Below are 17,283 nucleotides of genomic sequence, written 5' to 3'. Positions count from 1 at the left end.
CCGCCGAGGTCCTCCCCGCCCACCAGCACACCTTCACCGACGCCCCCGCCCGCGTACGCCAGCTGCTGACCCACCACGAGTCCCGCCTCACCGACCTCCAGGCCCTCCTCGCCGAACCCCTCACCCCCTGGCAGCTCGCGGAACGCATGGAGTGGAACCGCCCCTGGGACCAGATCCCCTACGGCTCCCGCAACATCGCCATCGCGGAGGCCGAGGCCCATCTGCGCCGACTGGTGAAGCTGGGGCGGGCGGAGGCGGTGGCGGGGAGTGAGCCGGTGACGTACGTGGCCGTGTGAGCGATCACCATGGACACCATGGACTCTCTCGACCTGTTTCTGGCCGAACGCGCCTGCGAGCGCATCGTCATCGGCTTCGTCCACCGCCTCGACCTCGGCGAACCCGCCTCCGTCGCCGAGCTGTTCACCGAGGACGGCACCTGGGAGTGGCCGGCGGGCGAACGGCTCGTCTCCGGGCGGGACGCGCTGCGCACGTACTTCGGCTCCCGCCCCGCCGACCGCCTCTCACGCCGCCTGATGTCCAACATCCTGGTCACGGTGACGTCCCCCGACACCGCGACGGCGACCTCGTACTTCACGACGCACCGCGTCGACGGCCACGAGGGCGGCCTGCTCCCGCCAGGACCTCCGGTCCAGGTCGGCCACTACACCGACACCTTCCACAGATCACCGGACGGCACCTGGCTCCTGTCCACCCGAACTCTCCACCTGGCCTTCGGCGGCCCGACCCCGCGCCCGCCCAGACCATGAAGGACCGGACCCACTCCCTCGGCTGTCGCCCACGGCCTCCCCTCAGCCGCTTCCCTACGGGCCGGTAGAGTGGCCGCGTCGTCATCACACCCGTACAGGGGGAAGCCGGTGCAAATCCGGCGCTGACCCTCCCCCAGTACCTTAAGGGTCTGGGTGGTGCCCCCATCGTGAACCGGTCGTAGCAGGCCGGTGAGCCGGATCGCCCCGTACGGATCGTGACCGGCTCACGTGCCCCGGCAGCCGGCCGGAGCACGGCACCGTCGAGGTATACGGAGCCGAGCCGCCCGGGGGTCTCCCCTGTGCTGCCCGGCCCCTTGAGGGAAGGGCATCCGCCGATCATGTACGTCCGCCGCAGCGCCGCGGTCCTGGCCGCCGTCACCGTGATCGGCACGGTCACGCCCGCCTTCGCCGCCGACCCGACTCCCTCGCCCTCCGTCGCGGTCCCGTCCGGGCTGTACGGCAAGGCGGACCCCACGTACGACGGCGTGTGGCGCCAGTCGCTCGCGCTGCTCGCCCAGGACACGGTGGATGTGCAGCCGGCGACCGAGGCCGTGGACTGGCTCACCGGGCAGCAGTGCGCCGACGGTGCGTTCGCGCCGTTCCGTGCCGACGTGTCCAAGGCCTGCGATGCGAAGACCCCCGTCGACACCAACAACACGGCCGCCGCCGTCCAGGCCCTGGCCGCGCTCGGCGGGCACGGCGCGGCGACCGGCAAGGCGGTGGACTGGCTGAAGTCCGTGCAGAACGCGGACGGTGGCTGGGGGTACCTGCCGGGCGGCGCGAGTGACGCGAACTCGACGTCCGTGGTGGTCGGTGCGCTCGCCGCCGTCGGTGAGAAGCCGGCGGACGTGCGCAAGGGCGGCAAGTCACCGTACGACGCCCTGCTGGCGCTGGCCTTGCCTTGCGGTGACGAGGACGCGGGGGCGTTCGCGTTCCAGCCCGACAAGAAGGGCGTGCTGGTGGCCAACGCCGACGCGACCGCCGCGGGTGTGGTGGGCGTGCTCGGCAAGGGGCTCGTGACGGGCGCGGGCAAGGAGCCCGCTGACGCCCAGAAGTGCCTGGGCGGCAAGAACCCGACGCCGGCCGACGCCGCCCTCAACGGTGCCGTGCACCTCGCCCGCGACCTGAGCGGGACCGGGTATCTGAAGTCCGTGATGCCCGGGGCCAAGGACCAGCCCGACTACGGCAACACCGCCGACGCCGTGGTGGCACTCTCCGCCGCGGGCCTCACCCAGCGGGGCCGGGAGGTCGTGGTCTGGCTGGAGCAGCATTACGCCGCCTGGGCCGAGCAGAGCGGCCCCGCCGCGTACGCCCAGCTGATCTTCGCCGCGCATGCCTCCGGCACGGATCCGCGGGACTTCGGTGGCACGGACCTCGTCAAGCAGCTCAACGCCACGGGGCCGGCTCCGCGGGCGGTGGCGGGCGGGGCGTCGGGGACGGCGTCCGCGGCTCCCTCCGGGGAGGAGAAGGAGGACGACGGCGACAGTCCCTTCGGTGTCTGGTGGTACGTCGGTGTCTTCCTCGTCGTCGGCGTCGGTATCGGCTTCCTGCTCAGCGGCCGTAACAAGGGCAAGTGACCGTGACCGTGTTCCGCCGTGCCCTCACGCTCGTCCTGGCCGTGCTGGTCCTCCTGACCGGGGCTGTGCAGGCGCAGGCGACCGGCTATCGCTACTGGTCCTTCTGGGACCGGGACGGCGGCCGGTGGACGTACGCGACCCAGGGGCCGTCCCTCGCCCGGCCCTCCGACGGCGATGTCCAGGGTTTCCGCTTCTCGGTGAGCGAGGACTCCAGCGACGCCGCGCGGCCGCGGGGGGCCGCCGAGTTCGCCGTGATCTGCGCGAGGACGCCCGCGCGGGGCGGGGAGAAGCGGGTGGCTCTGGTCATCGACTTCGGTACGGCGGCGGACGCCCCGTCGGGGGAGGCGCCGCCGGCTCGCCGGGTCGCGTGCGCGCGGGTTTCGCCGGAGGCGACCACGGCTGAGGCTCTGGCCTCGGTGGCCGAGCCGTTGCGGTACGACACGAATGCGTTGTTGTGCGCGATTTCCGGGTATCCGGCGAAGGGGTGTGGGGAGCCGGTGGCCGGGGGCCGGCAGGAGAAGGCCGTCTCGGACGACTCCGGTGACTCTGGCGGCGGGCCGTCTCTGGGGCTGGTGGCCGGGATCGCGGTGGTGGCTGTGCTGGGTGCTGCGGGGGTCTGGCAGGTGCGGCGGCGCAGGAATGGGTAAGGGCTCCGCAGGAAGTGCGGCGAAAGGTCGTCGGGAGGCTGCGGCGCCGTCGTGGCTTGTCGCGCAGTTCCCCGCGCCCCTAAAGAGGGGCGTTGTTCATCCCGGTGCCTGGTGGGTGTGGGCTCTTTCCCTTGGGGTTGCGGCTACCCAGACCACCAACCCGCTGCTCCTCGGCCTCCTCATCGTGACGTCCGCCTATGTGGTGGCCGTCTGTCGGTCGAACGCGCCCTGGGCCCGCTCATACGGCGCCTTCGTGAAGCTGGGCCTCGCCGTGCTGGTCATTCGGCTCTTCTTCGCCGTGGTGCTGGGCTCGCCCATTCCCGGTACGCACACGATTGTCACGCTTCCTGAAGTACCCCTCCCGGACTGGGCGCAGGGCATCCGGCTGGGCGGCACCGTCACGGCGGAAGCGGTGGTCTTCGCGCTGTACGACGGGCTGAAGCTCGCCACGCTGCTGATCTGCGTGGGCGCGGCGAACGCGCTCGCCAACCCCGCGCGGCTGCTGAAGTCGCTGCCGGGCGCGTTGTACGAGATGGGTGTGGCGGTGGTCGTCGCCCTCACCTTCGCGCCGAACCTGATCGCGGACGCGCAACGGCTGCGTGCCGCGCGCCGGCTGCGGGGCCGTCCTGACCGTGGCATCCGGGGGCTGATGTATGTCGGACTCCCGGTCCTGGAGGGCGCGTTGGAGCGTTCGGTCGCTCTCGCCGCCGCGATGGATGCGCGCGGATACGGCCGTACCGCACAGGTCCCCGCCGCCGTCCGCCGTACCACGACCGCCCTCACCCTCGGCGGCCTCCTGGGCGTCTGCGCGGGAACGTACGGCCTGCTCACCGCCGAAGGCGCCACCTACGGCCTGCCCGTACTCCTCATCGGCCTGGCCGCCGCGCTGGCCGGCCTGTGGCTCGGGGGCCGGCGGACCCCGCGCACCCGTTACCGCCCCGACCCCTGGGGCCTCCGGGCCTGGCTGGTCACCGCCTCCGGCGTCGCCGTCGCCGCGCTGCTCACCCTCGCCGCCTCCCTTGACCCCGTGGCCCTGCACCCCGGCGTGGTCCCGCTGACCGCACCGACCCTCCCGCTCTGGCCCTCAGCGGCCGTACTCCTGGGCCTCCTGCCCGCCTTCATCACCCCGAAGGAGCCGTCGTGATCCGCTTCGAGGACGTATCGGTGACGTACGACGGCGCCCTCGAACCCACCGTCCGGGGCATCGACTTCGAGGTGCCCGAGGGCGAGCTGGTGCTGCTGGTCGGCCCGTCGGGCGTCGGCAAGTCCACCGTGCTCGGCGCCGTCAGCGGCCTCGTCCCGCACTTCACCGGCGGCACCCTGCGCGGCCGTGTCACGGTGGCCGGCCGCGACACCCGCACCCACAAGCCCCGCGAACTGGCCGACGTCGTGGGCACGGTCGGCCAGGACCCCCTCTCGCACTTCGTCACCGACACCGTCGAGGACGAACTCGCCTACGGCATGGAGTCGCTGGGCCTCGCCCCCGACGTCATGCGCCGCCGCGTCGAGGAGACCCTGGACCTCCTCGGCCTCACGAGCCTGCGCGACCGCCCCATCGCCACCCTCTCCGGCGGCCAGCAACAACGCGTCGCCATCGGCTCGGTCCTCACCCCCCACCCCAAGGTCCTCGTCCTCGACGAGCCCACCTCCGCCCTGGACCCGGCCGCCGCCGAAGAGGTCCTCGCCGTCCTCCAGCGCCTCGTCCACGACCTCGGCACCACGGTCCTCATGGCCGAACACCGCCTGGAACGCGTCATCCAGTACGCCGACCAGCTGGTCCTCCTCCCGACTCCCGGCGCCGCTCCCGTCCTGGGCACCCCGGCCGAGGTGATGGCCGTCTCCCCGGTGTACCCGCCGGTGGTGGCCCTGGGCCGCCTGGCGAACTGGACTCCGTTGCCGCTGACAGTCAGAGACGCCCGCCGCAGGGCGAAAGACCTACGCCAACAGCTGGAGGAACGGCAGGGCAACGCCCCTAAGGGGCGCGGGGAACTGCGCGATCAACCACATCGGACCCGCAGTCGCAAGCAACCCGCACACCCCGAGCTATTGGGCGCCAACCACCCCGCCCAGACAAACGCCCTCTCAGTAACCCGCGCCCACATCCACGCCCTACGCCACATAACCCTCACCGTCACCCCCGGTGAAACCATCGCCCTCATGGGCCGCAACGGCGCCGGCAAATCCACCCTCCTCAACACCCTCGTCGGCCTGGTCCGCCCAACATCCGGCTCCGTCCACGTCGGCGGAGCCGTCCCCCACAAGACCGCCCCCAAGGACCTCGTCCGCCGCGCGGGCCTGGTCCCCCAGGAACCCCGCGATCTCCTCTACGCCGACACGGTCCGAGCGGAGTGCACCGCCGCGGACCAGGACGCCGGCGCACCCCCCGGCACCTGCCGCGCCCTCCTCTCCGAGCTCCTCCCGGGCCCGGGCATCGCGGACGACATCCACCCCCGTGACCTCTCCGAGGGCCAGCGCCTCACCCTCGCCCTGGCCGTGGTCCTGACCGCGAACCCGCCTCTCCTCCTCCTGGACGAGCCGACCCGCGGCCTGGACTACGCGGCGAAGGCCCGGCTCGTCACGATCCTGCGCGACCTGGCCGCCCGGGGCCACGCCATCGTGCTGGCCACGCACGACGTGGAACTCGCCGCCGAACTCGCGCACCGGGTCGTCCTGCTGGCCGACGGTGAGGTGATCGCCGACGGTCCGACCTCGGAGGTCGTCGTCGCCTCCCCGTCCTTCGCCCCGCAGGTGGCCAAGATCCTGGCCCCGCAGAAGTGGCTGACGGTCGCCGAGGTACGTGAGGCACTCGCATGACCGACCGTGACAGCCCTCAGGCCAAGGCCGTCCGTCTGGGCCCCCGGTCCATCGCCGCCCTCGCCCTCGTCAGCGCGGTCGGCGTCGCCGCCTTCGGCTGGCCGTTCCTCGCGCCGCCCGGCTCGCGGATCGGCACGCACGCGCAGGACGCCCCGTGGCTGTTCTCGGCGCTGCTCGTCCTCCTCGTCGCGGTGGTCGCCGCCACGATCTCCGAGTCGGGGCTCGGCCCGAAGGCGGTGGCGATGCTCGGTGTGCTGGCGGCGACGGGGGCCGCGCTGCGGCCGATCGGTGCGGGGACGGCCGGTATCGAGCCGATGTTCTTCCTGATGGTGCTCAGCGGCCGGGTCCTCGGCCCGGGGTTCGGGTTCGTCCTCGGAGGGGTGACGATGTTCGCGTCGTCGCTGCTGACGGGCGGGGTGGGGCCGTGGATGCCGTTCCAGATGCTGGCGATGGGCTGGTTCACGATGGGTGCGGGCCTGCTGCCGGGCCAGGACCGGCTGCGCGGGCGGGCGGAACTGCTGATGCTCGCCGGGTACGGCTTCCTCGCGGCCTTCGGCTACGGCACGATCATGAACCTCGCGGGCTGGCCCTTCATGAGCGCGCTGGCCTCGAACGTCGCCTTCGACCCGGCGGCGGACGTGCCCGCCAACCTCGCCCGTTTCGTCGCGTACTGCCTGGCCACCTCGCTCGGCTGGGACCTCGGCCGGGCGCTCGTCACGGTCGTACTGACCCTCGTCGTCGGCCCGGTGATCCTGCGGGCGCTGCGGCGGGCCACCCGGCGTGCGGCTTTCGAGAGCCCGGTCACGTTCGACGCTCCCGCAGGGTGAAGAGCTCCGCGCACAGGGTCACGCCCGCACCCCGCCCCCGGTGAACCACCCCACATGACCCACATCACCTACTACCTATCTTAGTCGGGCAAATAGGACGCCATGTTCACGCCATAATGGCCTCTGAACTGGACATTGAGAGCCAGATCACACAAACGACCTTCGCCCCGCATACGACCACAACTAGCAAATGCCCTCATTGCGGACGCCTTCCCGGCCTGGTTGTCTGGACGACGTCGCACGGCGCCGACGTGCCCTCAGGGCCGCGGCGCCGACGTATGCCCCCGCCTCGCATCGCATCGCGTGGTTCCGGCATGCCCGCGACCCGATGTCCCCGAAGAAAGGCTCCCCGTGACCGTGTCCGTCGCTTCCTCCTTCCGCCGCGTCTCCGCCCCCAAGAAGGCCCTCACCGGTGTCGTCCTGGCGGCCGCCACCGCCGGCACCCTGTTCGCCGCCGCGCCCTCGCAGGCCGCGACGAACGAGACCGGCTCGGCGCAGCAGATCGCGCAGAAGATGATCTCGGACTCGGCCCAGTACCAGTGCTTCTCCAAGATCGTGGATCACGAGAGCGACTGGAACGTCAGCGCCACCAACGCCTCCAGCGGCGCCTACGGCCTGGTCCAGGCCCTGCCGGGCAACAAGATGGCCTCGGCCGGCTCCGACTGGAAGACCAACCCGGCCACCCAGATCAAGTGGGGCGTGGACTACATGAAGGACCGCTACGGCAGCCCGTGCGGCGCCTGGAACTTCTGGCAGTCGAACGGCTGGTACTGAGCCTCAGCCTGAGCCGGCACCGCCAGACGCAGCCGAAGGCGGCGGCCCCCGATCCCCGGGGCCGCCGCCTTCGCCATGTGCGGCTCCGCGCCCGGCCCGCATTCCGCAAGGAGTCTCGGGGGAGGCAGGAACGGGGCGTAGGGATAGGGGGTGCTCCTGCCTCCCTCGGGACAGGTCAGTCGGGCCGGGCTTCAGCCGGTGCTGACCTGTAGTTCCTTCACGCCGTTGATCCACGCGGAGCGCAGTCGGCGTGGGTCTCCGACCAGTCGTAGGTCGGGGAGGGCGTCGGCCACGGCGTTGAAGAGGAGGTCGATCTCCAGGACCGCGAGGGACTTGCCCAGGCAGTAGTGGGGGCCTCCGCCGCCGAAGCCGAGGTGGGGGTTGGGGTCGCGGGTGATGTCGAAGGTGTCGGGATTCTCGAAGACCTCGGGGTCGTGATTGGCCGAGGCATAGAAGATGCCTACCCGCTCACCCTTCTTTATGCGCTTTCCGCCCAACTCCGTGTCCTGGGTTGCCGTCCGCTGGAAGGACACGACGGGCGTGGCCCAGCGGACGATCTCCTCGGCGGCTGTCGCCGGGCGCTCGCGCTTGTACAGCTCCCACTGTTCGGGGTGGGTGAGGAAGGCGTGCATGCCGTGGGTGATGGCGTTACGCGTGGTCTCGTTGCCCGCGACGGCCAGCATCAGCACGAAGAACCCGAACTCGTCCGAGCGCAGGTTGCCCTCGCCCTCGGCCGCCACCAGTGTGCTGACGATGTCCTTCGCCGGGCACTCGCGCCGGTCGGCGGCCATGTTCATGGCGTACGCGATGAGTTCGGTGGCCGACTCCTGGCCGACCTCCTCGGTGATGGCGTACTCGGGGTCGTCGTAGGCGATCATCTTGTTGGACCAGTCGAAGATCTTGGCCCGGTCGTCCTGCGGGATGCCGATGAGCTCGGCGATGGCCTGCAGGGGCAGTTCGCAGGCGACCTCGGTGACGAAGTCGAAGGGTCCTGAGCGGTCGCGGGCGTCGGCGGCGATGTTCAGCGCGCGGGTTCGCAGGCGGTCCTCCAGGGCGCGGATGGCGCGCGGCGTGAAGACGCGCTGCACGATCTGACGGACCCGGGTGTGCTCCGGCGGGTCCATGTTCAGCAGGATGAGGCGCTGCGCGTCGATCGCGTCGCGCTCGATGTGCTCGTTGAAGCGGATGATCGCGGTGTTGAGGGAGGACGAGAACAACTCCGGGTGCGTCGAGACGTACTTGACGTCCGCGTGCCGGGTCACCGCCCAGTAGCCCTCGTCCTGGAACCCGGCCACGTTGCCCGACTGCGGGATCCAGCGGACCGGTTCGGCGCGGCGCAGCTCGGCGAACTCCGGGAGGGGCACGCGGTGGTGCAGCACATCGGGATCGGTGAAGTCGAACCCGTCGGGAAGCGCTGGGCAGGGCATGGGCAGCTCCTGACGGTCCATCAGCAAAGAGGGTCCCCGTGACGGTAGTAACGGGTTCTATAACTAGCAAGAGCCATGGACGTGCCAGTTCCCCGCACACCCCTTGCCGTCACTGAACCTTCGTCAGCACACTGGAACACAGAACTAGAACGCGTACCAGTTCTGTCCAGTCCGCCCAGTACGCCAGTCCGCCCCACTCCGCCGAGTCCCCCGCAGAGCCCTCGGAGAGGATCCGCACCCATGGCTGCCGAACCCGTGATCGTCGAAGCCGTACGCACCCCCATCGGCAAGCGCGGCGGCGCGCTCGCCAACCTCCACCCCGCCTATCTCCTGGGCGAGACCTACCGCGAACTCCTGGGCCGCACCGGTATCCCCGCCGACTGTGTCGAGCAGATCGTCGGCGGCACGGTGACCCACGCCGGCGAACAGTCCATGAACCCCGCGCGCACCGCCTGGCTGACCATGGGCCTGCCCTACGAGACCGCTGCGACGACCGTCGACTGTCAGTGCGGCTCCTCTCAGCAGGCCTCGCACATGACCGCCAACATGATCGCGGCCGGTGTCATCGACGTCGGGATCAGCTGCGGCGTCGAGGCGATGTCCCGGGTGCCGCTGGGCTCGGGCTCCAAGCACGGGCCCGGCAAGCCGTTCCCGGACGAGTGGAACGTGGACCTGCCCAACCAGTTCGAGGCCGCCGAGCGCATCGCCCGCCACCGGGGACTGACCCGCGAGAACGTCGACTCCCTCGGCCTGCTCTCCCAGGAACGGGCCGCCGCCGCCTGGGCGGAGGAGCGGTTCAAGCGGGAGACGTTCGCCGTCCAGGTCCCGACGACCGAGGACGAGCAGCGTGCCGGGCAGGGCATGTGGCGGCTCGTCGACAAGGACGAGGGCCTGCGCGACACCTCCATGGAGGCCCTGGCGGGGCTCAAGCCCGTCATGCCGACCGCCATCCACACGGCGGGCAACTCGTCGCAGATCAGCGACGGCGCGGCGGCCATCATGTGGGCCTCGAAACGGATGGCCCGTGCGCTGAAGCTGCGGCCGAGGGCGCGGATCGTGGCCCAGGCCCTGGTCGGCGCCGACCCGCACTTCCACCTCGACGGCCCGATCGACGCGACGAAGGCGGTGCTGGGGAAGGCCGGGATGTCCTTGAAGGACATCGACCTCGTCGAGATCAACGAGGCCTTCGCCTCCGTCGTGTTGAGCTGGGCGCAGGTCTTCGAGCAGGACCTGGAGAAGGTCAACGTGAACGGCGGCGGGATCGCCCTCGGGCACCCGGTCGGGGCCACCGGGGCCCGGCTGATCACGACCGCGCTGCATGAACTGGAGCGGGCGGACAAGGAGTTCGCGCTGGTGACGATGTGCGCGGGAGGTGGGCTGGCCACCGGCACGATCATTCAGCGGCTGTAGTCTCGTGCCCCATGAGGACGCGCACCCTGAGGTTCGGTTTGTACGCGGACGAGCAAGGGCTCGCATGGGTCCGAGGGCTCGTGGACGAGGCCGTGGGCGTGCGCCGGGCGCGGATCGTCGACCAGACCATCGCCCGCACGCTTCCCGGGAGCGGGATGACGGCCGCCGACGCGTACGACCATCTCGCGGAGCAGTGGGGATGGGAGAACCCCGGTCAGAGCAGCGGCGCCCGGGAAGCGGTCGAACTGTGCGTCCGGTTGGCCTGTTCCCTGCGGACGTGGCGGGCGATCCAGAAGACGGTGATCAGGGAGCTGTGCCCGGAAGGCAACGCGCCTCACGTCTGCCGGGTGCCGTGGGCGGCCTCGTGAGCGGGAGCGCTTGCCGCGCTAGTTGTGCGCCGTCCAGTTGACGAAGGTGGTGAACGCGACGGGGTCGAGGGTGAGGATCGGTCCCGCCGGGTTCTTCGAGTCGCGGATGGCGATGGTGGTGTGGGGGGTTTCGGCGACTTCGAGGCAGCTGCCGTTCTGGTCGCCGCTGTGCGTCGACTTGCGCCAGGCCAGGGACCCGAGCGGCGCGCACTCGATGCAGTTGCCGCCCTGGTCGCTGCTATAGCTGGACTTACGCCACTGGATCCCCGTCAGAATCTCGGTGCTCTCCATAACGCTCCTCCATCACGCGCCGGATCAACTCCGCCGAGTCCTTGAGGGAGAGGGCGGCGGCCTGGAGATGATCGTAACGGAGCGAGCAGTCCTTAACGGTGTCCGGGTTGGCGGTCGGTAGCCCGCTTCCGTACCCCTCGGTATAGACGATGGTCGGATCGCTCGGGAAGCGGTAGAGGTCGAACGAGCCTGTCAGTCCCACGTGCGCTCCCGCCGAAAACGGCAGCACCTGGATGTTGACCCGGGGATTGTCCTCGAAGGACAACAAGTGCGCGAGTTGGTCCCGCATGGTCTCCCGGCCGCCGATCTCCTGGCACAGCGCGGCCTCACTGAGGATCGCCCAGAACACAGGGGGCTCCTCCTTTTCGAAGATGCGCTGACGAGCGAGCCGCACGGCGGTGCGGTCGTCCAGGTCGGTCTTGTCGAGGACACCGAGCACGGCACTCGCGTAGGCCTTTGTCTGGAGGAGGCCATGCACCATGTGCGTCTCGAACGAGCAGATCTCCACGGCCCGCGCCTGCAGCTCGGCCACCTGCTGAAACCAGGCCGGAAGTTGACTACGCATCACCAGCTCATGCAGCCGCGACAACGCCCCGCCCGTCCCCAGCGCGATGTCCACCCGTTCACTGAAGGGCAGCGTCGGCAGCTTGCGGGCCGTCTCGATCTGGCCGACCAGGGAACCCGTGCAGTACACGATGTCCCCGAGCTGCTTCTGCGTCAGCTCGGCGGCCTCGCGGTAGCGGCGCAGCTCGAAGCCGTAGTAGTCGAGGGGCGAGGCGCCCGGGTCGAGGGTGTTGATGTGGGTCACGCGGAACCCCTCTCACGCAACTGGGCCAAATTCAGGACCCGTTGTATCCGTTCCGTAGCCCAAAGTAGTCGTGCGAGGTCACCCTCGTACCGTGAACTCATACATTCCCCCCACCTACCTGGCGCCCTTCCGCCACCAGTACCGCCTGCGCCTCACCGTCGGCGAACACTCGGCCCGGCACATCCGCGCCATCGCGCGCTCGCTGCTCGGCGAGTGGGGCATGCGCGAACTGACGGACGCCGTGGAGCTGGGCGTGACCGAGCTGGTCGCCAATGTCGTACGGCATGTTCCGGACCGTCGGTGTGAGGTGCTGGTCCTGCGGCAGACGGGCGGGGTGCGGGTGGAGGTGACGGACGGGTTCGGTCGACTCCCGGTGTTCGGCGGGCAGTCGGTGCCTGAGGACGAGGGAGGCCGGGGGCTTCTGCTGCTGGACGCGGTGTCCGACAAGTGGGGTGTGGATCCTGTGGCGGGGGGTGGCAAGGCGGTGTGGTTCGAGTGCTGGTGCGGAAGTACCTGAGCGTGGCGATGCCGAGAGAAGACCTCTTCGAGGAAGTGCTGCCGGGCGTGCTGGAACGCCCCGAGGTGAGCGGCAGCGGGGTGAACGAGGGCGTTCTGAGGGAGGCCGCGTGGGCACGACGGGACGACATTCTGGGGGAGGCCCGGGACGCGGAAGGCCGGTATCAACAGGTTGCCGCACGGGCCGAGTTGGAGGCGAGGCTGCGCAGGCTGCTGCTGCGGATCGGCGCGATGCTCGTTCTGATGCTGCTCGTCGCTACGGCCTCGTACGGCTGGAGCGACGCGCTCACGGACGCTCTGACCCATGACCGCTCCGTCTCGCTCACGTCGATTCCGGGCGAGGGCCTCGGGTTCTTCCTGTTCGCCGCCCTGACCACCCTCGTCGCGGCCTTCGTACCGTGGTTCGTCTACTACCTTCTGTCGCGTGACGCACGGGCCGGCATACCGGCCGCGAAAGGGCGTCAACTGCTCGTCAGCGGTGGCTTCGCCTACTGTTCGCTGGCGCTGCTGTCCTCGATCGGGGTGGGGATGGGCCCGTCGGAGGTCGCCTGGCAGCTCCGGTACGACCGGCCGCTGGACGAGCCCGGCGGCTACGACTGGGGTGCCTTCGTCACCACGGGGGCGCTGGTGGTGTCCGTACTGGCGCTGGTCTCGCTGCGCCGCTTCGCGTCGTCCGCCGCCAGGCAGTCCCTCTCCCTCTCCTATCTGATCGCCGTACTCGACACACGGGAGCGCGACCGGGCGGCGCGGCAGGCCGGGACCGAGTGGCGGGCCGCCGTGGAGCAGGCCCTGGTGAGCTTTCTGCGGGAACGCATCAGCGAACGCACCGACCGTGTCTTCTCCACCGAGCTCACCATCACCGACGCCCCCGGCCTGCGTCAGCTCCGCGCCGGCCAGGAGCACGTGCTGACCCGGGCAGACCGTCAACTGGCCGTGATCAGCGCGGGGATGGAGGGCGGGAGCATCGCTCTGGCGGGTCCGCGCGGAGTGGGCAAGAGCCAGGCGTTGCGGAACTTCTGCAAGGCCGACGACAGGGACGGGGGCCACACCGGCCAGTTGAGCCTCGTCGAGCCGGTGCCGGTCGTCTTCGACCGGCGGGAGTTCATGCTGCACCTCTTCTACCGGCTGTGCGACCTCGTGATCGAGGCGGGCCTCGGTACGGCGCGGGAGGCGGAGCGGCACAAGCGCTCGATCCGCTATCTGCAGACCCAGTCGGACGAGGCGGCCATCGGCGCCGGTTGGCGGAACTGGAACCTGTCGGCGAAGCGGGCGACCTCGCTCGCGGAGCAGCCGCAGACGTATCCCGAGATCGTGGACGCCGTGAAGAGCTTCCTGACCCGGACCGCGCTGGAACTGGACAAGGCCGACCGGCGTCTGGTGATCGGCATCGACGAACTCGACCGGATCGAACCGGCGGCCACCGCGCGCACCTTCCTCAACGAGCTCAAGGCCGTCTTCGACGTACCGAAGTGCCTGTTCGTGCTGTCGGTCTCCGACGAGGCGCTGCGGGAGGCGGATCTGGCGCCGGTGGGCCGACGGGATGCCTTCGACAGCGCGATCGACGAGGTCGTCCGGGTCGAACCTCTCGATCTCGCGACGGCCGAACGGCTGCTTGGCCGACGGGTGGTGGGGCTGCCCGTCCCCTTCGCCGCCCTGTTCTACTGCCTGTCGGGCGGCATGCCGCGGGACCTGCTGCGGACGGCCCGCGCGGGTATCTCGTACGCGGCGCCGGAACAGCTGCGCTCCCTCGCCAACGTGGCCGACTGGCTGGTGAAGCGCGAGGTCGACCGCATCGCCAACACGGCGGGCGGCTCCGAGGAGCACTCCGAGCTCGTGCGGCTCTTCCGCCGTGACGTACTCGACGAACACGACGGGCTCGACGAACTGGGCGACCTGATCCACCAGCAGGCCGGTGCGGGCGGGGACCGCGCCCGGCTGGGGGCGACCCTGGCCAACCGCGCCTACCATCTGGACACGGTGAAGAGGATCTTCACGCAGGCCCTCACCCGGGAGCAGGTCATCGCGTCCTCCGATCACCGCTCCGCCGGCTCCTTCGCCGCCCTGGCCCGCGCCCACCGCGAGATCGGCACCGCCGACACCCTGGCCCGCACCACGCTCCAACGGGTCCGAACGGCCTGGTCACTGCCCGTTTTGCCGCCGATGCCCCCTGGCTGAAGCGGAGGGGACCTTCGTACTTGATCCGCCGCCCGTCGGCAGTAAACGCTCCCACCCGTTTCCACGTCTACGCTCACGTGGTCCCAGCCGAACTCACCAGCGCCCGTCCGCACACGAGCGCCTCCGCGCCGCTGCTCCCTGCCCACAAGCGGTTCCTGCGCACGGCCTGGACCCGCCATCGCGTCCCGCTCCAGGCCACCCTGTGGGCCCTGCCGTTCTACGCGATCTGGTGGGCCTTCCTCGGCACCGGCGGCGGCGACCTGGCCGCGCAGTACGCCTGGGCGGACTTCGCGACGCGGCACGGTGGTTCGGCGTACAACCTCTTCTGGTACGGCGGCATGCACACCGCCAACTACAGCCTGATATCCCCGTACTTGATGGCCGCCGTGGGTGTCCGGGCGCTCACCGTCGTCTCGGGGCTGGTGGCGACCTGGCTCGCGGCCGTCCTGATCACGCGGGTCGAAGCGGTCCGAAGACCCCTCGGCCCGGCCCTGCTGGCGTCCTTCGCCCTGTGGTGCAACGTGGCCTCCGGCCGCACCACCTTCGCGCTGGGCGTGGCCTTCGGGCTCGCCGCCTGTCTGCTGCTCTCCCGTGAGCGGCGGGTCGTCCTGCCCGCCGCGTACGCCGCCCTCGCGACGATGGCGAGCCCGGTGGCCGGGCTGTTCCTGGTGGTCATCGGCGCCGCGTACCTGCTGACCCGCGACCACCGCCGCGCCCTCACCCTGCTCCTGCCGCCCGCGCTCACCGTCGGCGCGACCACGCTCCTCTTCCCCTTCAAGGGCGAGCAGTTGATGTTCGTGGACCGCATATGGCCGCCGTTCTTCCTCGGTCTGGCCGTGACCTTCCTGGCGCCGCGCTCGTGGCGGGTCGCCCGCTGGAGCGGCGCGGTGTACGCGGTCGGGGCGGTCCTGACGTACCTCATCCCCTCGCCCATCGGCACGAACGTCGAGCGCTTCGCCGAACTCTTCGCGCCGGCGGTCCTCCTGGCCGTCCTGGTCGCCCAGCCCGGCCTGGCGAAGGTCCGCCGCAGGGTGCTGATCACCGCCCTCGTCCTCTCCGTCGCCTGGGTCGGCAAGAAGACCGGCGACGACCTCTACGTCTCCACGAGGGTGCCCGGCTGGGCCGTCGAGACCCAGGGAGTGGTCCGCGCCCTCGACCGCCTCGGCGCCGACCGCACCCGCGTCGAGGTCGTCCCGGCCCGCAACCACCGCGAGGCCAGCGGGCTCGCCCCGCACGTCAACATGGCCCGCGGCTGGAACCGCCAGCTCGACATGGAGCGGGCCCGGCTCTTCTACGACGGCTCCTTCTCGGCCGCCACCTACCGGGCGTGGCTGGACCGCTGGGCCGTCGGCTATGTCGTCCTTCCGCTCGGCAAGCCCGACGGATACGCCAAGATCGAGGCCCGGCTCATCCGCGAGGACCGGCCCGAGTGGCTTCAGCCCGTGTGGCAGGACGCGCACTGGCGGGTGTACCGGGTGCGGGACGCGGTGCCGCTGGTGTCCGACCCCGCGAGCGTCGTGTCGTCGTCCAGCGCCGACGTCGTCGTACACATGCCACGGGCGGGCACCACGACCGTACGCGTCGCCCATTCGCCCTGGCTGCGCGTGGACGGCGGCGGCTGCCTCACCCCACAGGGCGAGTTCACCCGCCTCACCGTCTCCGCGCCCGGCGACTACCGGCTCAGCTCCGAGTACGGTCCTTCACCGGAGCCTGACAGCCGCTGCTGAGCGGCTCCGCCACCGCCCGGTCCGTCGCCGCCTTGGCGCGCGGGCGCCGGAGGCCGGACGCGTGGGCGGAGGGCGACAGGACGGTGTGGCTGGAGTGCGGGGTCACCTGGAGGCAGCCCCGGCGGGTGACCAGGTTGTCCGCCTCCGGGGTGCGCTGGTAGTAGACCCTGCTTCCTTCGCGGATGCGGTTGAGCAGTCCGACGCGGTGCATGCGGGTCAGGTGGTACGACACCGTGGAGGCGCTCATGTGGTGGCGCTCGGCGAGTTCCGTGGTGGTCCGGGAGCTGCCCAGGTCCGAGAGCAGGAGCAGCCGGGCCTGCCCGATGACCTTGCCGAGCGAGTCCGCCACGGCCGGCGCCTCGGCGGGCAGCGTGGCCTTCGGGCCCGGGCGCACCGGGTAGGACAGATGCGTGCCGTCCTCGCCCCAGGGGTCGTGGCGCAACTGCCAGGTGCTCACGAGCGGCGAGGGGTGCAGCACGATGCGTCTGGTCTCGCTGACGTCGCGCACGCCGGCGTCCTGGATGCGGAGCGTGCCCGACTCGTACGAGACGCCGGGGTGCAGGGAGCTGAGCGTCGCGGCGAGGCCGCGCTCGGCCATGGAGGCGGCGCGGTGCCGGATGTCGGCCTCCATCAGGGGGCGCATCGCGCTCCATCGCGCGGACACGCACGCCGTCCAGAAACAGCCCAGCTCGTCGGCGATCCGTCGGGCGAAGGCCCGCTCCCCGCCCTCCAGCGCGACGGCGATCCTGCGCAGTTCGACGGACTCCCGCCGGTCGCCGGCCTGCGCGGACTTCATGAACCTGCCCATCTGACGTGCGACCAGCCCGGCCGGCGCTGAGGCCACCTGGTGGAGTTCCTCCTCCAGTGCCGCGTGCCCGTCCGCGCCGGCGAACATGAACCCCGGTACGTAGTCGCGCCTCTCCCGACGTAACGCCATGAGCAGGGCGATGTCGGGACTCCTCGACACCTTCCCGAGCGCGCGGTCGGAAAGGTGCCCGCCGCCGACGGCCGTCAGGCCGAAGTTGAGCAGGAATCCGATCTGGGCCAACGGGGAAACAACGAATCTCGCGTCCATGAGAGCGTCAGAAGCCAGGCGAACCGAAATCACCCAATCCCCCAGTCGTTTGCGGCGCACCGTCGACCTGGTCAGGGTTC

At 70.8% G+C, this 17,283-nt stretch carries 16 protein-coding genes and 1 pseudogene; 13 read left to right on the top strand and 4 right to left on the bottom strand.

All coding sequences use genetic code 11. The annotated features are described in order from the left end of the window. The 8 genes and pseudogenes from L0P92_RS18165 to L0P92_RS18130 all read left to right on the top strand — a co-directional run. Positions 1–296 (top strand): annotated as a pseudogene (locus L0P92_RS18165) (MBL fold metallo-hydrolase); the annotation flags it as partial. Positions 297–305: 9 nt separating this feature from the next. Continuing rightward, positions 306–767, top strand: coding sequence for a nuclear transport factor 2 family protein (locus tag L0P92_RS18160; protein WP_372497282.1), 462 nt, complete (start codon positions 306–308; stop codon positions 765–767). Positions 768–1,105: 338 nt separating this feature from the next. Continuing rightward, entirely contained in the window at positions 1,106–2,344 is a 1,239-nt protein-coding gene (locus L0P92_RS18155) for an SCO2321 family membrane protein (RefSeq protein ID WP_234763783.1), read from the top strand. 8 nt (positions 2,345–2,352) lie between these two features. Next, on the top strand, positions 2,353–2,991 hold the full coding sequence (locus L0P92_RS18150) for an SCO2322 family protein (RefSeq protein WP_234763788.1): 639 nt from the start codon (positions 2,353–2,355) through the stop codon (positions 2,989–2,991). Next, positions 2,984–4,135: an energy-coupling factor transporter transmembrane component T gene (locus tag L0P92_RS18145; protein WP_234763782.1), complete on the top strand. Its 1,152-nt coding sequence runs from the start codon at positions 2,984–2,986 to the stop codon at positions 4,133–4,135. Before L0P92_RS18150 ends, L0P92_RS18145 begins: the two co-directional genes overlap by 8 nt. Then, positions 4,132–5,805 carry an ABC transporter ATP-binding protein gene (locus tag L0P92_RS18140; protein ID WP_234763781.1) on the top strand — a complete coding sequence of 558 codons (1,674 nt, stop codon included), beginning with the start codon at positions 4,132–4,134 and terminating at the stop codon, positions 5,803–5,805. Before L0P92_RS18145 ends, L0P92_RS18140 begins: the two co-directional genes overlap by 4 nt. Beyond that, positions 5,802–6,632 (top strand): ECF transporter S component, encoded by an 831-nt coding sequence (locus tag L0P92_RS18135; protein WP_234763780.1) that lies wholly within the window; start codon positions 5,802–5,804, stop codon positions 6,630–6,632. Before L0P92_RS18140 ends, L0P92_RS18135 begins: the two co-directional genes overlap by 4 nt. Positions 6,633–6,989: 357 nt before the next feature. Further along, a complete protein-coding gene (locus L0P92_RS18130) occupies positions 6,990–7,406 on the top strand; it encodes an aggregation-promoting factor C-terminal-like domain-containing protein (RefSeq protein WP_234763787.1) in 417 nt (138 codons plus the stop codon). Between the two features lie 191 nt (positions 7,407–7,597). On the opposite strand, the gene L0P92_RS18125 is transcribed toward L0P92_RS18130, so the two are convergent. After that, entirely contained in the window at positions 7,598–8,833 is a 1,236-nt protein-coding gene (locus L0P92_RS18125; RefSeq protein ID WP_234763786.1) for a cytochrome P450, read from the bottom strand. Between the two features lie 240 nt (positions 8,834–9,073). On the opposite strand from L0P92_RS18125, the gene L0P92_RS18120 reads away from it, so the two are divergent. Both L0P92_RS18120 and L0P92_RS18115 read left to right on the top strand, forming a co-directional pair. Next, on the top strand, positions 9,074–10,243 hold the full coding sequence (locus L0P92_RS18120) for a steroid 3-ketoacyl-CoA thiolase (RefSeq protein ID WP_234763779.1): 1,170 nt from the start codon (positions 9,074–9,076) through the stop codon (positions 10,241–10,243). An 11-nt stretch (positions 10,244–10,254) separates the two neighbouring features. Then, the gene (locus tag L0P92_RS18115) at positions 10,255–10,611 is read left to right on the top strand and encodes a hypothetical protein (protein WP_234763778.1); all 357 of its coding nucleotides are present in this window, start codon (positions 10,255–10,257) and stop codon (positions 10,609–10,611) included. An 18-nt stretch (positions 10,612–10,629) separates the two neighbouring features. Here the strand turns inward: L0P92_RS18115 and L0P92_RS18110 are convergent, their stop codons facing one another. After that, complete coding sequence (locus tag L0P92_RS18110; protein ID WP_234763777.1) at positions 10,630–10,902, bottom strand: DUF397 domain-containing protein; 273 nt, start codon at positions 10,900–10,902, stop codon at positions 10,630–10,632. Continuing rightward, positions 10,862–11,710 (bottom strand): helix-turn-helix domain-containing protein, encoded by an 849-nt coding sequence (locus L0P92_RS18105; RefSeq protein WP_234763776.1) that lies wholly within the window; start codon positions 11,708–11,710, stop codon positions 10,862–10,864. The genes L0P92_RS18110 and L0P92_RS18105 overlap by 41 nt, the downstream gene beginning before the upstream one ends. Positions 11,711–11,801: 91 nt before the next feature. Here L0P92_RS18105 and L0P92_RS18100 point away from each other — a divergent pair, with 91 nt between their 5' ends. From L0P92_RS18100 to L0P92_RS18090, 3 genes are all read left to right on the top strand, one after another. Next, complete coding sequence (locus tag L0P92_RS18100; RefSeq protein WP_234763775.1) at positions 11,802–12,227, top strand: ATP-binding protein; 426 nt, start codon at positions 11,802–11,804, stop codon at positions 12,225–12,227. Then, on the top strand, positions 12,206–14,401 hold the full coding sequence (locus L0P92_RS18095) for a P-loop NTPase fold protein (protein WP_234763774.1): 2,196 nt from the start codon (positions 12,206–12,208) through the stop codon (positions 14,399–14,401). The genes L0P92_RS18100 and L0P92_RS18095 overlap by 22 nt, the downstream gene beginning before the upstream one ends. Before the next feature lie 77 nt (positions 14,402–14,478). Then, positions 14,479–16,128, top strand: a complete 1,650-nt coding sequence (locus L0P92_RS18090) for a DUF8823 domain-containing protein (RefSeq protein ID WP_372497281.1) — start codon at positions 14,479–14,481, stop codon at positions 16,126–16,128. Here L0P92_RS18090 and L0P92_RS18085 read toward each other — a convergent pair. Then, positions 16,082–17,176, bottom strand: a complete 1,095-nt coding sequence (locus L0P92_RS18085) for an ArsR family transcriptional regulator (protein ID WP_234763773.1) — start codon at positions 17,174–17,176, stop codon at positions 16,082–16,084. The genes L0P92_RS18090 and L0P92_RS18085 overlap by 47 nt on opposite strands. Between the last annotated feature and the right edge of the window lie 107 nt (positions 17,177–17,283).

This window comes from Streptomyces muensis (genome assembly GCF_021474425.1).
GTDB classification, from domain to species: domain Bacteria; phylum Actinomycetota; class Actinomycetes; order Streptomycetales; family Streptomycetaceae; genus Streptomyces; species Streptomyces muensis.
Note: the sequence above shows the minus strand (reverse complement) of the source record. Positions and strands in the feature narration are given on the sequence as shown.

Excerpts from the sequence above, each read along its gene's own strand:
- L0P92_RS18125 (WP_234763786.1), bottom strand. The coding sequence starts at position 8,833 with ATGCCCTGCCCAGCGCTTCCCGACGGGTTCGACTTCACCGATCCCGAT.
- L0P92_RS18160 (WP_372497282.1), top strand. The coding sequence starts at position 306 with ATGGACACCATGGACTCTCTCGACCTGTTTCTGGCCGAACGCGCCTGC.
- L0P92_RS18145 (WP_234763782.1), top strand. The coding sequence starts at position 2,984 with ATGGGTAAGGGCTCCGCAGGAAGTGCGGCGAAAGGTCGTCGGGAGGCT.
- L0P92_RS18155 (WP_234763783.1), top strand. The coding sequence starts at position 1,106 with ATGTACGTCCGCCGCAGCGCCGCGGTCCTGGCCGCCGTCACCGTGATC.
- L0P92_RS18120 (WP_234763779.1), top strand. The coding sequence starts at position 9,074 with ATGGCTGCCGAACCCGTGATCGTCGAAGCCGTACGCACCCCCATCGGC.
- L0P92_RS18115 (WP_234763778.1), top strand. The coding sequence starts at position 10,255 with ATGAGGACGCGCACCCTGAGGTTCGGTTTGTACGCGGACGAGCAAGGG.
- L0P92_RS18135 (WP_234763780.1), top strand. The coding sequence starts at position 5,802 with ATGACCGACCGTGACAGCCCTCAGGCCAAGGCCGTCCGTCTGGGCCCC.
- L0P92_RS18110 (WP_234763777.1), bottom strand. The coding sequence starts at position 10,902 with ATGGAGAGCACCGAGATTCTGACGGGGATCCAGTGGCGTAAGTCCAGC.